The following is a 20,198-nucleotide window of genomic DNA, read 5'->3' on the forward strand; positions in this document are numbered from 1 at the left end:
AATTAACCATTCCCCCTATTTATAATTGTCTGTATACAAAAACGGCTGGCAATTGCCAACCGTTTGTTGTGTAAGGTGATTAGCGCTTACCTTCTCGTCGTAACGCCTGAGGCGTGAATTCCACATCTCGAGGGCGTACGGTGAAGTCGTACATTTGCTCTTCGTTATCTAGACCAATGGCCAAATAACGACGAGAGTTTAAGTCGTAGTACGCATCGAGCGTCGACCATTGTGTTGGAACTTCATAGTAGTTAACACCATAAGCTACACCAACGCGGTACAGTTCGCCACGATTATCATACATATCAGCGACTTGAATTTGCCAGCTATCTTCATCAATGAAGAATACGCGTTTTTGATAAATGTGACGGAAACCTTCTTTCAACGTAGCTTCAACTACCCAAACACGGTGCTTTTCCCAACGTGTTAGGTCTGGATTAACGTGATTTGGCTTCAAGATATCATCATACGAAGCACTGTCTGAATGAAGCGCATAGTTATTGTAAGCAACAAACATTTCCTGCTTACCAACAAGTTTCCAGTCATAACGGTTTGGAGAACCGTTAAACATATCGAAGTCATCAGTCGTACGTAGGCCGTCAGCAGCAGTTCCCGGCGTATCGTAAGCAATGTTAGGTGCTAAGCGAACACGACGCTGACCAGTGTTATACGTCCAAGCTTTACGCGGCTCTTTCACCTGATCTACGGTCTCGTGAACAAGTAACGCCGTACCTGCTAGACGGGCTGGTTTAGTGACTTTTTGCTTAAACATAAACAGAATATTTTCATCTGTTAGCTTTTCAGGTGTAGCACCTTCCTCAGCATATTTAATTAGCAACTGCTCATCAAAACCGATTACGTTGTAATCACCACCGGTAGTAACTGCTGCTTGTCCACCGTTACGCTGAACCGCTGCTCCGCGATAACGAAGAATGTGGTTCCAAATTGCTTCGAGACCGTTTTGTGGTATTGGAAATGGGATACCCAAAACTGCACCTTTAAGACCATTACCATCGTCGAGAAGCTCAGCGCTGGTAGCGTTTACCTTAGTCGCATCGTAAACAGCCTGTGGGTTTGACGCAGAACGTCGCGTTGGATAAACCGGCATACGGAAAGTTTCTGGGTAAGCCTCGAAAAGCTTCTTCTGGCCTTCAGATAAAAATTCCGCGTATTCTTTATAGTTCTGTGCTGTTATCTCGAACAACACCTTGTCTTCTGGGTAAGGGTCTGGGTGGTGGTCACCCACACTGTACCCAGCTGGTGCAGACGTAATACCGCCAGTCCACGCAGGGATACTGCCATCAGCATTACCCGCTTTTTCTGCGCCAAGCGGCGTAAGTTCGTTACCCAATTTGTTTGCGTCTGCATTAGACACTTTAGCCATAGCGCTTGCACCAGATAAAGCCAGTGACAAAGCGGCAGCAATAATTCCTACTTTTCTAATCATAAAAACCACTCTTAGATTGCGTATTTGATGTTAAATGAAATGAAGTCTCTGTCAGATAGCGCATTAGTTGTACCAATGCCGCCCCAGAATGCACTGTAAGACGCCGTTGCAGACCATTTGCTTAAATAATCGAACGTGAAAGAAAGTGCAGCAGACTTAACATCTTCTGTGAAAAGGAATAATGGATCTGGCGTAGTACCCTCAACGTCATGAGAGAAAGTACCGCGAACTCGAAGGTTCATGCCAGCGAATATTGAGTTGTAGTCAGCAACCGCCAATAAGCGATAGCCCCATGCATCGTCAGTAGCAAACGGATTAGTCTCAGGACCGTCTGAAAGGCCTTGGTGTAGACCTTCACGAGCGTTACCGTTAATTGGTTCAAGCGAAGGTGTTCGAGCAGTACCCGGTGCATTTAAACGAATTACGTCTGGGTCTGGCATATCAACAACGTTTACATAACCTACTTCACCTAGAAGTACGAAGTTGTCAGAGCCAAATTTAGGGCCGAATACATGTGACGCGGTAAATTGCATTTGCCATGTATCAGAGAAAAGGAAACCTTCTGCGGTTTCACCTGGACCTACAGCACGGCCAATGTTATTTAGCTGAGAGATTCCTTCAAGATCTGGACGTAAACCTGCGTTAGCTAACTGCTCAGGCATACCCATGTAAAGCAACTCAACATCATCTATTTGAAGTGGCTCATCTACACGATAAGCAAATTCACCCGCTAGAGCCGTAGTACCAATGTTGGTGTTGAAGCTCATACCGTAAAGTTTGATGTCTTCTGGATAGTAGAATTCAGACTGCGTGAACGCACCCAACTCTGTAATGTTATCTCGAGTAACCGTGTTAGTGGCTAGGAACGCTAGGTCTGCGCCAATACCTTCGGCAGTAAAGTCTGATGTTTTACCAGAAATAAGCGGACGCTGGCTGTGATAGTTAATGTGATAGAAACTAAATTCTGTTTCATTCAAATTCTCAGCAAACCACGTTAAGCGCAAGCCATACTGGCCTTGGTCGTCTGCATCGTTATGCGCCTCATCAGAGAAACCACGAATGGCAACTTTTGTCGGGTAAGCAAGATAGGCTTGAGAGATATCTGCAGCATCAGCACCTGAGCGTAATAAATCACCGTAACCATTTAAAGCAGTTAATAAGTGATCTAAGTCAATATCAGGGTTACCACTAAAACCTAACTGAATATTCTGGCGTTGACCGCCCTCGCCTGCAAAGTCGTTACCGGCGAAGTAGCTGCCTGACACAGGAAGCCAGCTGCGTTGCCACTCATACTGATAGTAACCTGAAATGCTCACCGTATCGGTTAAGCCTAAAGACGCGTAAACCATACCTACCGGTAGGAATACTTCTTTTAGCTCGGCACCTGGTGCACGAGCACGCGTTACATCCACAGGGTTGGTCGTGTTGATACCATGTTGGATGAACGTACTTTCACCCCAACTGATTACTTGGCGGCCAACACGAAGAGTTAGTGGCTTGTCTCCAATCCACCAGTCGCCATAGAAGAAAGCATCATATAAACGAACATCTGTACATAAAAGGTCTTCCGCCTCTGGGTCTTGACAAAGATCGTATTGGTTGCCGGTTATTGGGTTAGAGTAAGGACGGTCACCATCCATTTGCTCGAAATCATAGAACCAGAATCCCCGAGCGAAGAAACCATAGTCGCCGAAGTTAATATCTAATTCATGTGAGCCTGAAACTTGCGTTGCGAACGCATCGCCCGGATCGTGGGCTAGGTTACCGAGGTCACCATTCGTTGAATACGCACCATCAGCCAAACCCCATACATCGCTGCTTGGGTATAAAGGATTGAAAGCTGCGTGATAACCGCTCCAGTCAAACTGAGGATGGTTACTGTTACCAATAAGGTCGTAATCTCTTGCCTCTGTTCGAATACTTGTAGCTAATGTAAATGTTGAATCTAAAGAAATATTTACATCACCTACTTGCCAGTTTGCAGCGTGTGCTGGTACTGCAGCAGCACCTAGCAGAGAGAGAATTCCCGCTGCTACCGGTGATATCTTAAAAGCGCTAGGCCCATTTTTCATATTTTTATACTCCCAAGTCGATGTGACTTAATGCGTGACATCATGACCAACCATAACGATTAACAAAATCATTACATCATTTTGCCATAACCGCAAGAACTAATCCTACCAGTTAACAAAATTTACAACATTAGTCGTATCAAATAGTTATTGCTTTATTGTGAGTATAAAAGGCATTTATAAACTTGCAGGAAAATTGTACAAGTTTTAAGAGGATTTATCTTATTTACCGCTAAGTAGCATTTTTAAGCGTGAGGCGCACTACTGAAGACCGTGAACTAAAGACGCGGAGGTAATTAAAGTATTGTGTAAATTATAGCTTTGAAAAAACAAAAAAAGGCCCTATCCGAGCCTCTCAAAAGATTTAATCTTTTTATTAGCGTCAATGACCATTCTGAAACGGCCTTTGATACCGTCCGATGTGACAAATTGGCGAAGCCGATTGGTGGGTACCTGAACACTAAGACCAGATTCACTCAACATGACTACATCTGGCATAGACGGGACATACAGCACCTCACATTGTTTGTAAGGTGCGTTTATTGAAAAATAAAAGACGGAGTCTGGTGCGTTAATGCTTTTCATAAGCAAGACTTTTACTTACTTTTTCAAACAAGTCTTTACTTAGGCCCTTATGGTTAAGTAAGCGTCCAAGCTGCTGCTTCATATGAACTTGGTGTTCACTAGCGAAACCTTGCCATTGGGTTAACGGTGTTACAATACGAGCGGCAACTTGCGGGTTGACTGCATCAAGTTCTAGCAAATAGTCAGTTACAAACTTATAACCGCTACCATCTGCGGCATGGAACCTTTCGCTATTATAGAACGCAAAACTACCGATAACAGAGCGGACACGGTTTGGATTGCTCATTGCAAACTGCGGGTGCTCACACAGCATAGTTATAGTAGCAAAGATATCTTCGCGATTTTGCGTTGCATGAAGCGCAAACCATTTGTCTAGAACCAGAGGGTCGTGGTTCCACGTTTGTTCAAAACTAGCCATCAAGCTATCGAACGTAGTTGAACTGCAGTGTTGCGCACTTCTCAGTGCCCCTAGTGTATCGGTCATGTTATCTGCATTTTCAAATTGCGACACGACAAGGTCTTCGTATTGAGATAAGCGTGCTAAATGCGCAAGCACGACATTTTTACAACGGCGCTGATTAATTGCATCTTGCGTGTAGCTATAGGCGCTGTGTTCAATGTTGTTAAACACCGCTAATAATTCTTGCTCTAGCGCGCGGGAAAACTGCTCACAAAATGCCTTTCGTGCTTTTAATAGCGCGGACACAGTGATATTGCTACGACTTTGACACAAGGTCTCAAAAGAAGGAATAACTAGGCATTCGCCAAGCAGTTCCAGATTATTCTGCTCTTGAGCTATTGCTTGTTTAACGCCGTTCCAAATAGCGTTACTGATGGCAGAGCCCGGAGATTCTTCTAACTGCTTTATACAGCGGTCATACAATGCTTGCATTGCGTCCCAGCGATTGAACGGATCTTTCGCGTGTTTGAAAATAGTAAGTAATGATTCTGTATCTAGCGGATTTTCTACTTTCGCTGGTGCCGAAAAGTTACCTAATACTACCGGTGTTAAATCAGTACTTTTAGCATTTACGGTTAAACGCAAAGAGGCATCTTTTAAGATAACCATACCATCATCAATGAGCGATTCGTTGTCAGTATAGGTATTGCCCTCTTTATCGATGATCTCAATATTCACTGGGATATAAAGGGGAAGCTTTTCACTTTGGTCTGAGGTGGCGGGTGTGTGTTGCGTCAAAGTAAAGGTATGCTTGACGGTGTCGTTGTCGGTAGCTTCCGTACTGTGCTTAACAGAAATCACAGGCGTACCAGATTGACTGTACCAGCGCGTAAACTGAGTTAAATCTAAATCAGTCGCTGACTGCATGGCTGAAATAAAGTCATCACACGTGACCGCTTGACCATCGTGCCTTCTGAAGTACTCATCCATGCCTCGTCTGAATCCATCAGGACCAAGCAAGGTGTGGAACATGCGAATGACCTCTGCGCCCTTGTCATAAACCGTCACCGTGTAGAAGTTATTCATTTCAATCACTTCTTCAGGACGAATTGGGTGGCTCATTGCGCTGGCATCTTCAGCAAACTGATGCTCGCGCATTACGCGAACATGCTTTATACGGTTACTTAGCGCCGAGGTCATATCAGCACTAAACTGTTGGTCTCTGAATACAGTAAGCCCTTCTTTAAGGCTGAGCTGGAACCAATCGCGACAAGTAACCCGGTTGCCCGTCCAATTGTGGAAATATTCATGTGCGATAACAGATTCGACATTGAAAAAGTCATCATCGGTAGCGCTTTTTTGATCAGCTAAAACAAACTTGCTGTTAAAGACGTTTAAGCCTTTGTTTTCCATCGCTCCCATGTTGAAGAAGTCGACGGCAACAATCATGTAAATATCTAAATCGTACTCTAGCCCGAAAACATCTTCGTCCCATTTCATCGCTCGTTTAAGGGATTCTAAAGCGAAGACGCCCTGAGACTTTTTGCCTTTATCGACATACAACTCTAGCGCAACGTCTTTACCGCTTGTCGTTGTGTAGCTATCGGTTAGTAAATCGAAATCACCGGCCACCAATGCAAAAAGGTAACAAGGTTTAGGGTGCGGGTCGTGCCATTTCACAAAATGGGTGTTTTCATCGATATCCCCTTTGTCTACAGGGTTACCGTTCGCAAGTAACATAGGTACTGATTTATCGGCAACGACAGTAACCGTGTAAACGGACAAAACGTCAGGGCGGTCCATGAAATAAGTAATTCGGCGAAACCCTTCCGCTTCACACTGCGTGCAATAGGCGCCGCCCGATAAATACAAGCCTTCAAGGGCTTTATTTTGTTCAGGCGCAATGGTGTTAGTAATTTCTAAGACAAATTCATCGAGATGAGTGGCAACGCTTAACGACGTATCCGAAACCGAATATTCGTCACCAGATAAAGCATTACCGTTAATTGCAATAGCGTAAAGCGATAAGTTATCGCCATCAAGGATTAAAGGGCTATCATGATTGCCATTGCGTGAGACAGATAATGTACTGACAACCTTAGTCTGCGTTGGATGTAGCGTAATATGTAGGTCAACTGTCGCTATTGAAAAAGCGGGCGGCTGATAATCCGCCCGGCGTTTAGCTTGAACTGACATAGATCCTCCTAAAAGAAAGCCTACGTGGGTTTATTTGGAACGTTTGGTTAAACCGTTTCTTTACTGTTAACTTCAACGTGTGGTGGTGTAATACGTAGAATCTTAATACCTAAATACGCGTACACAACAGCAAGGATCGGGTTGATTACGTTAAAGAATGCATAGAATACGTAATCAAATGGGTTTACCAATAAAACACTGTGCATGTAGGCTCCACAAGTGTTCCAAGGAATAAGCGGAGATGTAAGTGTACCGCCGTCTTCAAGACTACGAGAAAGGTTAAGTTGGTCTAACCCTCGCTTTTTAAATTCTTCTTTGTACATGCGCCCTGGCATAACGATAGAAATATACTGATCGGCCGTTACAAGGTTAGTTCCAAAACACGTAAGAATGGTTCGACTTACCATATCACCGGCTGACTTAGCGCCAATTAATATGGCAGACACGGCACGTTTTAACAAACCTACACGCTCAAGTACGGCTCCGAACGACATAGCACAAATAATAAGCCAAATAGTGTTTAGCATAGAAGACATGCCGCCGCGAGACAGCAAGCTATTTAAATTTTCGTCTGGCGTAGAAAAGCTCACGCCATCAAATAGCGCTGTCCACACAACTTTTAGCGCGCCAATGTTTGCTGAGTCATCGCTACTTGCCATGGATGTAACCACATCCCACTGAAACACAACTGCCCAAACGCCCCCTAACAAAGCGCCAATAAAAACCGCAGGGAAAGCCGGCATCTTCTTAATTGCTAAAGTAAGTAGAACCACAAGAGGAATTAGCAAATGCCACCCCAAGTCAAAAGAGTCATTAAGCAAAAGCTGCATTTGTTCTATACGCTCTGCTTTAGCCTCACCTACTTCGCTAAAGCCAAGGACAGTGAATAATACAAGGGCAATGACAAAACTTGGAATGGTCGTCCACAGCATGTAGCGAATGTGCTCAAATAAATCAGTGCCTGCAACAGCGGGAGCCAGGTTAGTGGTCTCAGATAATGGCGAAATTTTGTCGCCAAAGTACGCACCAGACACCACAGCGCCAGCTGTGATAGCAGCAGACATTTCCATACCCGCTGATACGCCCATTAATGCCACACCTACCGTCGCTGCGGTAGTCCAAGAACTACCAATACTCATAGCAACTACTGCACAGATTAGACATGCAGCGGCGTAGAAAAACGAAGGGTTAAGAAGCTCTAATCCAAAATAAATAAGTGTAGGCACGGTGCCGGCAAGCATCCATGTACCAATGAGTGAGCCTACGGCTAACAATATGAGGCAGGCACCCAGAGACATGGAAATACCATCAACGATCCCCTTTTCAATGGTTTTCCAGCTGTACCCGTTTTTCATGCCAATAATAGCAGCTAAGCCCATTGCCAAAAGTAATGCAATTTGGTTTGGACCATATGAAGAATTATCCGCAAACAGGTAAACCGCACTTCCCATCATGACCACTAGCGCAAGAATAGGAAGTATTGCATCAAGTAGTGACGGCGTCTTTATCTCTTTATTCGTCATTGTCGTTTTTAAAAACCTTTTTTATTGTATTTATAACGCGTTAAACGTGCTTTTTGCTGCAACTTATGGCGCTTTAGAACACAGAGCGATAAAACATCAGCGCAATGATAACCGGACACACAAAGCGTACGTACCAAGGCCAAATTTTCCAGAAAATACTGTGTTCAGCAAACTCATCACCTTGCTTGAGTTCTTCCAGTATGGCATCTCTGCGCCACACCCAACCCGCGAAAATGCACAAGGCGAGTCCTAGCAACGGTTGGCTATACTCGGTAGTTAATGCGATAACAAAGCCGAACAAGGTTTCGAAATTCAAAATAATGATGCAGCTTAAAACAAAGATGATCGATGCCATCAATAGCACGGCCTTCTTGCGTTTAAGACCTTTGCTTTCTACCATAAACGCAACGGGCACTTCTAACATTGAAATTGAAGACGTGACTGCCGCAATCGCCATTAGCGCGAAAAAGGTAAAGGCAACGAAAAGCCCTACAGTACCAATGGTATCAAACAGTGCTGGCAGTACTTTAAAAATGAGCGTGTCACCTTGGATTAACGCGCCTTCTGGCGTGAAGATTTCGACGCCGTTGTTCAGCGCAACGTACATAGCTGGAATAATAAGCATACCAGCTATCACGGCTACACCTATATCGACTAGCGCAACGGAAGCGCCAATGCTTGGTAGGTTCTCATTTTTACTAAGGTATGAGCCGTAGACCAGCATAGTACCTACACCTAAAGACATTGAGAAAAACGCTTGCCCCATTGCATTAATTAGTAATTCCGGGTCTAGAACACGGGAGAAGTCAGGCACTAAATACGCTGACCATCCTTCTACGGCACCAGGCTGAAGGCTCACGTAGACTATCAATGCAAGAATGAGAATAACTAAAGTAGGCATAAGTCGTACTGACCACTTCTCAATACCTGACTTTACACCGCCAACAACAATAAATGCGGTTAAGCCCATGAATAAAAAGCAGAATATAACGTTACGCGTAACTGATGAGGTGAGCAGCCATTCGCTTGCACTGGTTAATCCAACCATACTGACGGCAGCATCGGCAAAATAAACTAGCATCCATCCACCAACAATAGCGTAGAAGGCAAGAATGAGTGAAACGGTTACACAGCCCCAAATTCCGGTTAGCCTTCCGGCAAAATTACCTGAAATTTTACCTAAAGCGTCAACCATATTCGAACGTGAACTACGTCCAATGATGAGTTCAGCCATGAGAACCGGGTAAGCGAGAACGAAGGCAAGGAGTAAGTATACAAGAACAAACGCAGCCCCTCCGTTACTCGCTACTTTTGTGGGGAAACCCCAAATATTGCCGAGTCCAACTGCTGAGCCTGCCGCTGCTAGCACGAACCCTATTCGAGAGGAAAATTCGCCTCTGATAGCCATGTTATTTCCCTTTATTATTGTTTTATTAGTTTATTTATAGACACAAAAAAAGGGCTGGCCCTAGACCAGCCCTTTTTTCTAATCACTTAGTTTCTTGTGATAGCGTAACGGCCTGTTTCAATCATATCGAATGTAATGTTGGCGGCTTCATCCAAGAATGGGTCTAATTCTTCCATATCTTCCGGTAAGTCGTCCAATGATGTGACAGTTTCCATTCCCATTCGCTGTAAACGTTCGTTAGCACGTGCGAGAGACTTCTCTTCCGCCTCTTTCTTGTCTGCTTCGCGCACAGACTTCACCAGTGAAATAAAGTTCTTATCTTTGTTTTCTTTATATTCTTCAATATCATCATAAATATAAGAAAACTCTGGGTTTTGCAGAATGCGCTTGTTGTGTTTGGCTGTTAATACGTCCAAAGCAGCAGTGCCATCAGCAAACGTTGTGTAGTTAGCACGATTTATACTATCCCATGGCAGGGCGTTTTCTGCCTGTGCTTCGCCCCACTCTGATGGCTCTACAGCAGATGGATAAAGGATGTCAGGAATAACCCCCTTATGCTGAGTACTTCCACCGTCGATACGATAGAACTTAGCGATAGTGAACTGAACACTGCCAAGTGGATTATCGTAAAGGTCATAAATCTTGCCTAAACCGCGGTGTTGTTGAACTGTACCTTTACCAAAAGTTTGTTCGCCAACAATGAGTGCGCGGTTATAGTCCTGCATAGCCGCTGCAAAAATTTCTGATGCTGATGCGCTATAACGATCAACTAATACCGTCAGTGGACCATCGTAGGCAACCTCACCATCAGTATCACGATTTACGCTTACTTTGCTTTGACCATAGCGAATTTGAACTACTGGGCCTTTTTCTATAAATAAGCCGGTTAACAATGTGGCTTCAGTAAGTGAGCCACCACCGTTACCACGTAAATCAACAATCACGCCTTTTACGTTTTGTGCTTTCAAGCTTTCTATTTCTTTTGCAACATCCATACTTAGGTTGTTGTAAAAGCTTGGAATGGTGATTACACCTAATGGTTCACCTGCGTGAGGACCTGTTTCAGGTACATATACTTCAGACTTTGCGGCGCGATCTTCAAGTTTAATTTTATCGCGAGTTAGACTAACCACCGAGGTTGTTTTGGACTCAGAGGCGCCTTTTTCAACTTGTAATCGGACAGTACTTCCTTTCGGGCCTTTGATAAGCTCAACGACCTCGTCTAGTCGCCATCCAATTACGTCTACAAATTCTTCATCGTCTTGCGCTACGCCAACAATCTTATCTTCAGGCTTTATTGCGCCCGATTCGTCTGCTGGCCCGCCTGGCACTACACTTTTTATAACTGTGTAGTCGTCTTCGCTTTGTAATACCGCACCAATACCTTCAAACGACAAGTTCATGTCCATTTGGAAACGTTCAGCGTTTCGCGGAGACAAATAACTAGTGTGAGCTTCTATAGTGCGAGCAAACGCATTCATGGCAGTTTGGAACACGTCTTCGCTTTTCGCTTGTTTAGTACGTTTAATTGCTCGCGTGTAACGTTTGGTAAGCAGCTCTTTTGCTTCTTCCCACGTTTTATCTGCAAGTATCAAATTCAACGCATCATACTTAACGCGTTGACGCCAGATTTCATCAAGCTCAGCTTTATTTGCAGGCCAGTCTGCGTCTTCTCTATCGTAAAAGAATTTATCGCCTTCTTTTTCGAAATCAAATGGCCCTTTTTCTAACAATGATAATGCAAACTCATAACGTTCAACGCGACGCTTCGCACTTACGTTATACATATCATAGGCAACTGAAAGGTTACCTTTACTCAGCGCATCATCGAACAGGGTGCGGTATTTTTCAAAACCTACCACGTCAGACAATAACAATACTTGCTTATTGTGATCTAATGAATCGATAAAGCGCTGATAAACTCGAGCAGAAAGCGCGTCATCCAACGATATTTCCTTGTAATGCGCCCTTGTAAAAAGTGCGCTTACTCGTTTTGCGGCAACACTGTGTTGAGATTCCTGCTGTAAAATAGGAAGCTCGTCTACCTCTGGTGTTGACGTAACGGCGCCAGCTCCTACCCCTACGGTAAGAAAAGCACTGGCGATGGAAATTCGAAGGATGTCTCTCATATTTTACGACCTCTTGGAGCGTGCCAAACGTAAAGCGTCTGCGTTTACTTTAACTACCATGCCTGAGTCTAATTGAACGTGGATGCCATCTTTAGCAACTTCGGTAATTACTGCTGGCATAGGTGCTTTACCTAATTTAACGGTAACTTGCGTACCTTGCTGTAAATCGCTGTCGGTCAATTTCGCAGGTGGTGTAGTGTTTGGTCTGTTATTTTTCGGTTTAGTTCCGCGCTTAGTATCAGCATGGTCCGAATTTGCAGATTTTTCACCTTTTGGACGATTAAATTGACGTTTGTCTTTACGCTTAGGCTGCTGTGCAAGCTTAGCTTTGCGCTTTTCAGCGGCTTTAGCTTTGCTTTCTTCAAGCTGCTGTTGCGCGTGATCAGCATGTTCTTTTTCAATCGCATCGCCTTCAACGCCGTCTAAATCTACACGGTTCGCACCTTCCTTGATGCTATAAAGATAGCGCCAGCTGTTGGTGTAATGACGTAGTGTAGAGCGAAGAAGCGTCTTGCTAACGCGTTCCTCTTCTTCTAAACGAGTGGCTAGATCTTGAAAAATACCGATCTTAAGTGGGCGGGCCTCGCCTTCAATGCTAAAACATTTCGGAAAGGTCTCTGCAAGGAAAGCTATCACTTCCTTACTGTTAGTAAACTTCTCTGGTGATTCCATTAACTTTCTAAATTATTCAGGAGATTTCATCGTTACTTGCATCATCCCAAGTTGCCAGCGTGTGGTCAACCCAATCAAGCAATTCGTCGTCATCTATTTCTAATAAATGCTTATCTTGTTGCCAAGATTCCCATGCGTAGTGCAAAATTTGCTCTAAACGCTGTGTTTCGATATCTTCTTCTGCATTGTCATAAACCGCGTGAAGAATGAAGTTTAAACGTTCAGATGCCTCATCTGGGTCATCATGAAAGTCTTCCATATCTTCAAATGTGGATAAAACAACGTGTATGTCGACACTGGATTTCATAATTATTTCTGCGAATCCATGAGAATTTGAGCAATTTCAACGAGCCCTTTTTCGTCTTCTTCACTAAAACGTTCAAACACAGGGCTGTCGATATCCAGTACGCCGATGAGCTTATCATTGAGTACAAGTGGAACAACAATCTCAGAGTTAGACGCGGCATCACAAGCAATGTGTCCTGCAAACTGATGAACATCGGCTATACGCTGAACGGTTCTGGTACTTGCACTTGTACCGCAAACGCCCTTTCCTAGGGGAATACGAATGCAAGCGGGCTGACCTTGGAATGGACCAAGTACCAATTGCTCTTCTTTACAAAGATAGAAGCCTGCCCAATTTACCTCTTCGAGGTTATTGAAAAGCAGTGCACTGATGTTGGCCATATTAGCAATGAGATCATGCTCGCCAGAAACCAAGCTCTTTGCTTGGGCGACTAACTGGCTGTACTGTTGTTCTTTCAAACGAATTTCCTGCTATTGAACAATATTAAAAGACACATTAATCCGCGCTTCTATACGCTCTTGACCCGGTAAAGACATAGACATGTCTTTGGCAAAAGCTTCAGCACGCATTACTGGAATCGGCATATTGCCACCAGATTCTGAGATTGCAACTACTTCACCTACTTCCACCTCTAATTCTTTCGCTAATAAGTGGGCGCGTTGCTTTGCGTCTTTCACTGCAGCAATTAGAGCTTTCTGGTATGCATCGCCTTCACCAATAGTGATAAAGTTAAACTGTTGGATACGGTCAACACCACGCTTTAGCACGCCATCTAGCACTTTATCGTAGGTTTCAAGATCGGTTGAGGTAACTGTGATATCACGAGATAGAGTGAAACCTTCTTGCTGTCGCCCTTGCGGTGTATTGGTATAACGAGGTTGCAAGCGCACTTGCATACTTTGAATATGCTTTTCATCTATGCCTTGATTAAGGAGAAACTTAACGATAGAACGCAAGTCTGCATCTAGTCGCGTATTGAGTTTGCCTACCGTCGCGCCCTCTTCTTCAACAACCAACTTCACTGAGTAAGCATTTGGTGTCACTTCTACAGCACCTACGCCTTGAACATTTATTACTGCATCTTGTGCAGCTTGAGCAGAAACCACTGGGGCGGACAATGCGATTACTGCTGAAGCCCAAAGCGCTCTTGTGAACATGTTTGGTTTAGTATGCATAAATAATTTCATAATGATTCCTTTTCAGAAGACATGTTTATTCACTTTGTTATTGAGAATAAATGTACATGGCTGAATAGTGTATGAATGTATTTGATGCAGGAAATATTAGCACTGAACCGCAAGTTAGAGAGTTACAACTTCGTCGAGCAGCGTTATTTATAAGTTAAGCCTCGTGTTAACAATAGTAAACAGGGGCAACTAGTTGAGATTATTTCAAAAGATGAAGCTCAAAAAGCCAACATGTTTAACAACTTAAAAGCTTCGCATGTTGGCGTTTATTAGGCATTAGGTAAAAGTAAATATTTGGGGTTTGGTCACCCTGGCTTGTTTCAAAAAGCTGCTATTTCAATACGCTTCGCAACGCTGCTAAACAGTGGTCTATGTTGCGTGGCTTACACGCATAACCCATCAGCCCAATACGCCATACTTTTCCTGCATGATCACCCAGCCCTGCCCCTATTTCTAGATTAAAATCTTCAAGTAGTTGCTTCCGAACGACTGCATCATCTACACCGTCTGGTATTTTGACAACATTTAGCTGAGGCAAGCGGTAAGCACTGTCTACGGTTAGCTCTAAACCAATGTCACTTAAACCTTGTGCAAGTTTTTCGTGGCCTGCGGCATGTCGCTTCCACGCATTTTCTAACCCTTCTTCTTTTAATATTAGAAGCGATTCGTACATCGCATACATGCTATTAACGGGAGCAGTATGATGGTACGCACGTTTTGCGCCTTGGCCCCAGTAACCGACAATTAAATTCATGTCTAAGAACCAGCTTTGCACTTTTGTTTTTCTGTTTTGAATGACGTGAACTGCTTTATCACTAAAAGAAACGGGTGAAATACCTGGCACGCAACTTAAGCATTTTTGTGAGCCTGAATAAATAGCATCGATACCCCATCCATCTACATCTAACTCAATGCCCCCTAACGAAGTAACCGCGTCGACGATACTTAAACAATCATATTTTTGAGCTAGTTCACACAGTGCTTTGGCTTCATTGCGTACACCCGTTGATGTTTCTGCATGAACAAAGGCAAGAATTTTTATATCGGGGTTGGTTTTTAAAGCATCTTCAACAGCGTTAAGGTCGGTTTGCTCACCCCACGCATTTTTAATGGTGATAGCTTCACCACCGCATCGCTCAACATTTTCGACCATGCGGTTGCCAAAAACGCCGTTAATGCATACAAGTACTTTATCGCCAGGCTCTACCAGATTAACAAAACACGCTTCCATACCCGCGGAGCCAGGGGCAGAAATGGGCATAGTGAGAGCATTTTCGGTTTTAAATGCATATTGTAATAGCTGTTTCGTTTGATCCATTAACTCAATGAATAGAGGATCCAAATGACCTAAAGTAGGTCTAGCCATGGCATTTAGTATTCTTGGATTAACGTCGGATGGTCCTGGACCCATCAAGGTACGCTCAGGCGGTATAAAAGTAGAAAAAGATTGCATAATCCATCCTTATTTTTGTGAGAGCCAATGATTATAGTTATTGTCTTGCCTTCTAAGCATGACCAATGCCGTCATACTACAAGTTTGGTTAAAAGGAACAACCGTCTGTTTTGAACATAAATAAGATGAATGAGCGCCGCACTACACATTCACCTTTATGTATATGCAGAAATCGAAAGGCTATAAAGATGGGAAAGTTACGGCCGAGTGAATAAGTGCGTCAAATTGAGTCAAAATTTTTACCACATCCGACCAGCATTTAGTTCATTGATATATTTAAGGTTATTTCTATACTTAGGTTAGTAATCAGGGTGTAAGATAAAATTCACACAATTGCTGTTTATATTTTGAGCTAATTTAAACTATACTCATTGTCCGTTTAAAGTTTTTTATTTAAACTCTCCCTGTAAAAGTTAGCGCACGGCTCAGCAATGAGCCATTCCCCTAGGCCCGGAACGTTTGTTCTGGGCATTTTTTATGGGGAAAGAAAAAATTAAATGGCGAGTAGGATGATTACTCATCAATCTGTTGCAAAGATGTCATGTAAGTCTTTGCGTTGCTGACATAGTGGTCTGCTGAGGCCTTTAACTTTGGCTCTACGTTTTCATCAAAAGTTCTGATAACTTTGCCTGGTGCTCCTACAACTAAGCTGTAGTCTGGGATTTCCATGTTTTCAGTGATTAGTGTATTAGCGCCAATAATACAGAACTTTCCAATTTTCGCACCGTTTAGCACCACGGCGTTAATACCTATCAACGAGTAATCGCCAATTTCACAGCCGTGAAGCATAACTTTATGACCTACTGTCACTCCTTTGCCAAGGACCAAAGGAATTCCCGCATCAGTATGTAACACGCTGCCGTCTTGGATATTTGTATTCTCACCCACCGATATTTTGTCCATGTCGCCACGGATTACCGCGTTAAACCAAACACTGGCACCCTCTTTAAGTTCTGTGTTTCCAATAACGTGAGCCCCCGGTGCAATGAAAGCGCTCTGGTGAACTTGCGGTGTTGCTGAACCTAACTTATAACGCATTCGCTTATTCCCTATTCGTCTACTTTTCTCATTAACCCTTCTTGCATGGTTGATGCAATAAGTTCGCCTTTTTGATTAAAAATCTGACCGCGAACTAAGCCCCTAGACCCACCACTAAATGGGCTTTCCATTGCATATAACATCCATTCATTCATGCTAATTGGGCGATGAAACCACATTGCATGATCAATGGTTGCAATGCGAAGTGACTTATCAGTTACAGCAACACCATGAGGTTGTAATGAGGTACTTAAAAAATGATAGTCTGATGCGTAAGCAAGTGCAGCTTGGTGCACGGCAAGTTGCGCATCCATGGTATCTCTTGCTTTTAACCAAATATAGCGGGTAGGTTCACGCTTAGCTGAATGATATGAATTTGCTGCATCTACGGTGCGAATATCAACCGGTTTGTGGTAGCTTAACGCTTCCTGCATAGGGCGCGCTATTTTGTTGAAGTTCGCTTCGTAAAACTCTATGTCAGATTGCACTTCTTCAGGCGGAGGGACATCGGGCATGGTGGGATTCTGATGCTCCATGCCTTCTTGTGGCACTTGGAAAGATGCAGTCATGTAGAATATGTTTCTGCCATCTTGTATCGCTTTGACGCGACGAGCCGAGAAACTTCTTCCGTCTCGTACTATTTCTACGTCGTATACAACTGGTTTTTTAGCATCGCCCGGTAAAAGGAAGTAGGTATGGAATGAATGGGCCACTCTGTCTGGTGATACGGTCTCATAAGCAGCTGCCAGAGCTTGTCCCAAAACTTGCCCGCCAAATAAAGCTCTAAAGCCTAAATCCCAGCTTTGACCTCGATAGATGCCAGCTTCCACTGTTTCAAGTTCAAATAGTGATGATAGTTTAATCTCGGACATGTTGTACGTTCTCTTCTATAACTGCTTTGGGGTTTCGCGGGTAATATTTTTCAGGCAATTTTGCTTTATGCTCAAAAAAGCGCGTATCTTTATAGGGTAACTTCATAAACCCTGAAATGCCTAGCCCTTTTATGTTAGGAATTTGTTGCACTAACTGCGCCAGTAAAGCTTTAAAGCGCTCTTCTTGGCTATGGTCAAGCAAGGTATAATAGTTGTGTATCTTCAGGTGTTTAGGTAATGCTTCAAATATAATACATCCTGTGTGATGAATTGTGTTTAACTGTACGATAGTTTCGATGATATCTTTCGGCAGCTTAAGTAATTCATCAGGATCATCGCCGTCTTCAAAGTAAGAGTGAGTTCGGCTCTCGTCTTTTTGTGCAGAAACACGTGACAACTCATAAGGAATGGAAAGGTCATTACCAGGCAAAAAATCTTCATCTTCGCTGTCGCGCTCAATATGAAGCGTATTCTTCGCATTAAACATACAACATTTAAATACCGCTGGTTTGTGTATGGCTCTCGCTAAATTGATCACGTTATTCACCGCTAAATCAAAGGCAGTTTTGAGGGTTTCATCATACAAGTTAAGGCTGGAATCTACATAAATACCGTCTGGCTCCCAACGCACCGCCATACCGCCTACTACTGGGTAGCGTCCTAGCCTACTAATGGCGGATACAAATGCTTTTTCAGTATCTCCCATACCTTGCAGGTAGTTTTTGTAGTAGCGGTCAAATTGCGCATCGTCTATGTAGCGTAACTCTTCTACGTCTTTATCATCTAAAGAGTCAGATAGCAGCGCCTGTTGGCGTAAATAAGACTTCCGCGAACTGTAAACGACGGTTTCAATATCAGCATTTAGAGTATGGGTGAGCCAAGTGGGTATTAACGGCGTGCATTGCGTAGGTTTGTCTTGGGTGAAAACCATGTTTTTTAAAACGTGAAGGTGGTTAAACAAATAATCGCCTCCCTGTCTTCTTTTAACAGGGTCATCACTAAGCATATATTCCAAAATATTAGCAAGCATTTTGGGTAACCCGAGGGATGATGGCGTAATAACTTTACTTCCATAGCGACAAGATTGCCCTGATGCTAGCGCATATAGGGTGCTAGCTAATCCCTGCTCATCAAAGCGCGGGCTTGAAAGCGCACCGTTTAACTGCTCTTCGCCGATAAAGTAAACGTCGCCAAGCCGTGCGTTCGTCTGATGAAGTTCGCCGGACATCAAATCCATGACGTTGTTACCCACATATTGCCCAGCGATATCGGTCTGAGCGAAGACCGAAGACCCCCAGTCTATTAAGCCTATAGATTCATTAGTGGCATCCCAGACCAAATTTGAGGGTTTAATATCGCCGTGGACAATAGGCTTAATTTCGCCATTCTCGCTGTATTGGCGAAAACTCGACAAAAGCTCGCCCACTTGAACGGCTATTTTCACGATAATACGGGGCGACAAAGGGCCTGTTTTCAAGCTTACTTTTTCTAAATCTTCACCAGGCGCTCTGCCCATCACTAATATTGATTGCTTACGTATCTGCTGATATTCAATAAAACGCGGCACAAACTCGTGGTTAACGTGAGAAAGCATAAAAGCTTCTTCTTCTAAGCGGTCTTGGACATGCTGCGGCAAGGTTATACGCGAGAACTTAAATACCCGTGATTCTCCACTCGGCGCATTCCCTGCAAATGCAAAACCAAATGCGCCTTTTCCTAAAAGTTCAATATCGCTATACCCCAACCCAGCAAGTTGAGACATACAGAGATTTACCCAGTCTTTCAGTTTTTTTGCATCCGCATGGGATAGCAAGTAAATCGACTGTTCATCTGGTATGTAAAAGTGTTTTAAACCTTTAAGCTGAGACATTTCATTGTTTCACGGTTATGGAATTATTGATGTACTATTCACCCAGTAATTAGCCAATTAACTATTTGCTTGCCGTTAATTGGCACCTAGTTGACTATCAATACCATTAATTAGGAATCTTCATTTACCCAAGTAACCTGCGCCGTGGCATGAAAACCCGTTTCATTTTCACCTAGCATGTCAACAACGCTTGTTAATGCACTGTCTAGGTTCGTATCTAGCTGCCATGGCGGGTTCAGTACAAACACACCAGAACCATACATGCCTGCGTCAGACGTATTTTCTGCAACACATATCTCAGCTTTGAAGCAGGGTCTGCCAAGTTCTGCGAGTTTGTCGCACATAGCCTCACTTGCACCGCTTTTAGCGCCAGCCCTTTCTGATAGCATTGGGTACCACACGACAATTTGTGCCTGCTGCCAACGTTTCAACACCTGTGCAACGCCTTTAACAAGGTCGCTATACTCATTCGCTCTTTCGTATGGAGGGTCAATTAAAATAGCGCCGCGATTGGGCTTCGGTGGCGTGAGTGCTCGAAGCCCTTCGTAGCCATCCCGTTTGTGTGTATGGCTATGTCCGGTACGAAGTCGCGACACGTTTTTCTCTAATTTTTGAAACTCGCCAGGATGAAGCTCCATTAAATGTAAAGTATCAATACCGCGTTTAGCCTTAGCGCTTATTGCAGGAGAGCCTGGATATTGCTGTTGCGCTAAGAAAGGTTCACATAATGACAGGTAGTCATTAAGTAAGCTTGGCAAATTTTCCGTGCTCTTGTTTTTTGGAGCCAGGTTTTCTGGAGCTGCAGTTCCATCACCTTGCCCGAAAAGACGAGAAATACCTGATTCGTACTCTTTGTTCTTTGACGATAGGTCGTCGGTTAAATCATATGTGCCAGCACCGGCATGCGTGTCAAAAAGCGTAAAGGGCTTGTCTTTCTTTTTTAAGGCGTTGATAACACCAATCCAACAAAGATGTTTGATGACGTCGGCGTGATTGCCAGCATGAAAGGCGTGTTGATAACTAAGCACAAAACCTCAGT

Annotated in this window: 16 protein-coding genes; all 16 read right to left on the bottom strand. The window is 43.7% G+C overall.

The genetic code is table 11. The annotated features are described in order from the left end of the window. Positions 1-79 precede the first annotated feature (79 nt). On the bottom strand, positions 80-1,447 hold the full coding sequence (locus ACXACS_RS11635) for a DUF1329 domain-containing protein (protein WP_474806720.1): 1,368 nt from the start codon (positions 1,445-1,447) through the stop codon (positions 80-82). Positions 1,448-1,458: 11 nt separating this feature from the next. Beyond that, positions 1,459-3,519 carry a DUF1302 domain-containing protein gene (locus ACXACS_RS11640; RefSeq protein ID WP_474806722.1) on the bottom strand — a complete coding sequence of 687 codons (2,061 nt, stop codon included), beginning with the start codon at positions 3,517-3,519 and terminating at the stop codon, positions 1,459-1,461. Positions 3,520-3,861: 342 nt separating this feature from the next. Further along, positions 3,862-4,104 (bottom strand): DUF2835 family protein, encoded by a 243-nt coding sequence (locus ACXACS_RS11645; protein ID WP_474806723.1) that lies wholly within the window; start codon positions 4,102-4,104, stop codon positions 3,862-3,864. Continuing rightward, positions 4,091-6,700, bottom strand: coding sequence for an aminopeptidase N (pepN, locus tag ACXACS_RS11650; protein ID WP_474806725.1), 2,610 nt, complete (start codon positions 6,698-6,700; stop codon positions 4,091-4,093). The genes ACXACS_RS11645 and pepN overlap by 14 nt, the downstream gene beginning before the upstream one ends. Before the next feature lie 47 nt (positions 6,701-6,747). Further along, a complete protein-coding gene (nhaC, locus tag ACXACS_RS11655; protein ID WP_474806726.1) occupies positions 6,748-8,223 on the bottom strand; it encodes a Na+/H+ antiporter NhaC in 1,476 nt (491 codons plus the stop codon). 73 nt (positions 8,224-8,296) lie between these two features. Continuing rightward, positions 8,297-9,631 carry a sodium-dependent transporter gene (locus ACXACS_RS11660; protein ID WP_474806728.1) on the bottom strand — a complete coding sequence of 445 codons (1,335 nt, stop codon included), beginning with the start codon at positions 9,629-9,631 and terminating at the stop codon, positions 8,297-8,299. 86 nt (positions 9,632-9,717) lie between these two features. Continuing rightward, positions 9,718-11,760, bottom strand: a complete 2,043-nt coding sequence (gene prc, locus ACXACS_RS11665) for a carboxy terminal-processing peptidase (RefSeq protein ID WP_474806730.1) — start codon at positions 11,758-11,760, stop codon at positions 9,718-9,720. A 3-nt stretch (positions 11,761-11,763) separates the two neighbouring features. Further along, complete coding sequence (gene proQ / locus ACXACS_RS11670) at positions 11,764-12,432, bottom strand: RNA chaperone ProQ (protein ID WP_474806732.1); 669 nt, start codon at positions 12,430-12,432, stop codon at positions 11,764-11,766. Positions 12,433-12,448: 16 nt separating this feature from the next. Then, the gene (locus ACXACS_RS11675; protein ID WP_118494789.1) at positions 12,449-12,739 is read right to left on the bottom strand and encodes a hypothetical protein; all 291 of its coding nucleotides are present in this window, start codon (positions 12,737-12,739) and stop codon (positions 12,449-12,451) included. 2 nt (positions 12,740-12,741) lie between these two features. After that, positions 12,742-13,197, bottom strand: coding sequence for a GAF domain-containing protein (locus ACXACS_RS11680; protein ID WP_474806734.1), 456 nt, complete (start codon positions 13,195-13,197; stop codon positions 12,742-12,744). A 12-nt stretch (positions 13,198-13,209) separates the two neighbouring features. Beyond that, the gene (locus tag ACXACS_RS11685; RefSeq protein ID WP_474806736.1) at positions 13,210-13,926 is read right to left on the bottom strand and encodes an SIMPL domain-containing protein; all 717 of its coding nucleotides are present in this window, start codon (positions 13,924-13,926) and stop codon (positions 13,210-13,212) included. 331 nt (positions 13,927-14,257) lie between these two features. Next, positions 14,258-15,379 carry a pyridoxal-phosphate-dependent aminotransferase family protein gene (locus tag ACXACS_RS11690; RefSeq protein WP_474806738.1) on the bottom strand — a complete coding sequence of 374 codons (1,122 nt, stop codon included), beginning with the start codon at positions 15,377-15,379 and terminating at the stop codon, positions 14,258-14,260. Between the two features lie 513 nt (positions 15,380-15,892). Next, on the bottom strand, positions 15,893-16,417 hold the full coding sequence (locus ACXACS_RS11695) for a gamma carbonic anhydrase family protein (protein ID WP_474806740.1): 525 nt from the start codon (positions 16,415-16,417) through the stop codon (positions 15,893-15,895). An 11-nt stretch (positions 16,418-16,428) separates the two neighbouring features. After that, positions 16,429-17,289, bottom strand: coding sequence for an acyl-CoA thioesterase II (gene tesB / locus ACXACS_RS11700; RefSeq protein WP_474806742.1), 861 nt, complete (start codon positions 17,287-17,289; stop codon positions 16,429-16,431). Beyond that, the gene (locus ACXACS_RS11705; protein WP_474806743.1) at positions 17,276-19,159 is read right to left on the bottom strand and encodes a protein kinase domain-containing protein; all 1,884 of its coding nucleotides are present in this window, start codon (positions 19,157-19,159) and stop codon (positions 17,276-17,278) included. Before ACXACS_RS11705 ends, tesB begins: the two co-directional genes overlap by 14 nt. A gap of 110 nt (positions 19,160-19,269) precedes the next feature. Beyond that, positions 19,270-20,187 carry a 23S rRNA (adenine(2030)-N(6))-methyltransferase RlmJ gene (locus ACXACS_RS11710; protein ID WP_474806745.1) on the bottom strand — a complete coding sequence of 306 codons (918 nt, stop codon included), beginning with the start codon at positions 20,185-20,187 and terminating at the stop codon, positions 19,270-19,272. Between the last annotated feature and the right edge of the window lie 11 nt (positions 20,188-20,198).

It is taken from the genome of Alteromonas sp. AWM4_230, from assembly GCF_056158305.1.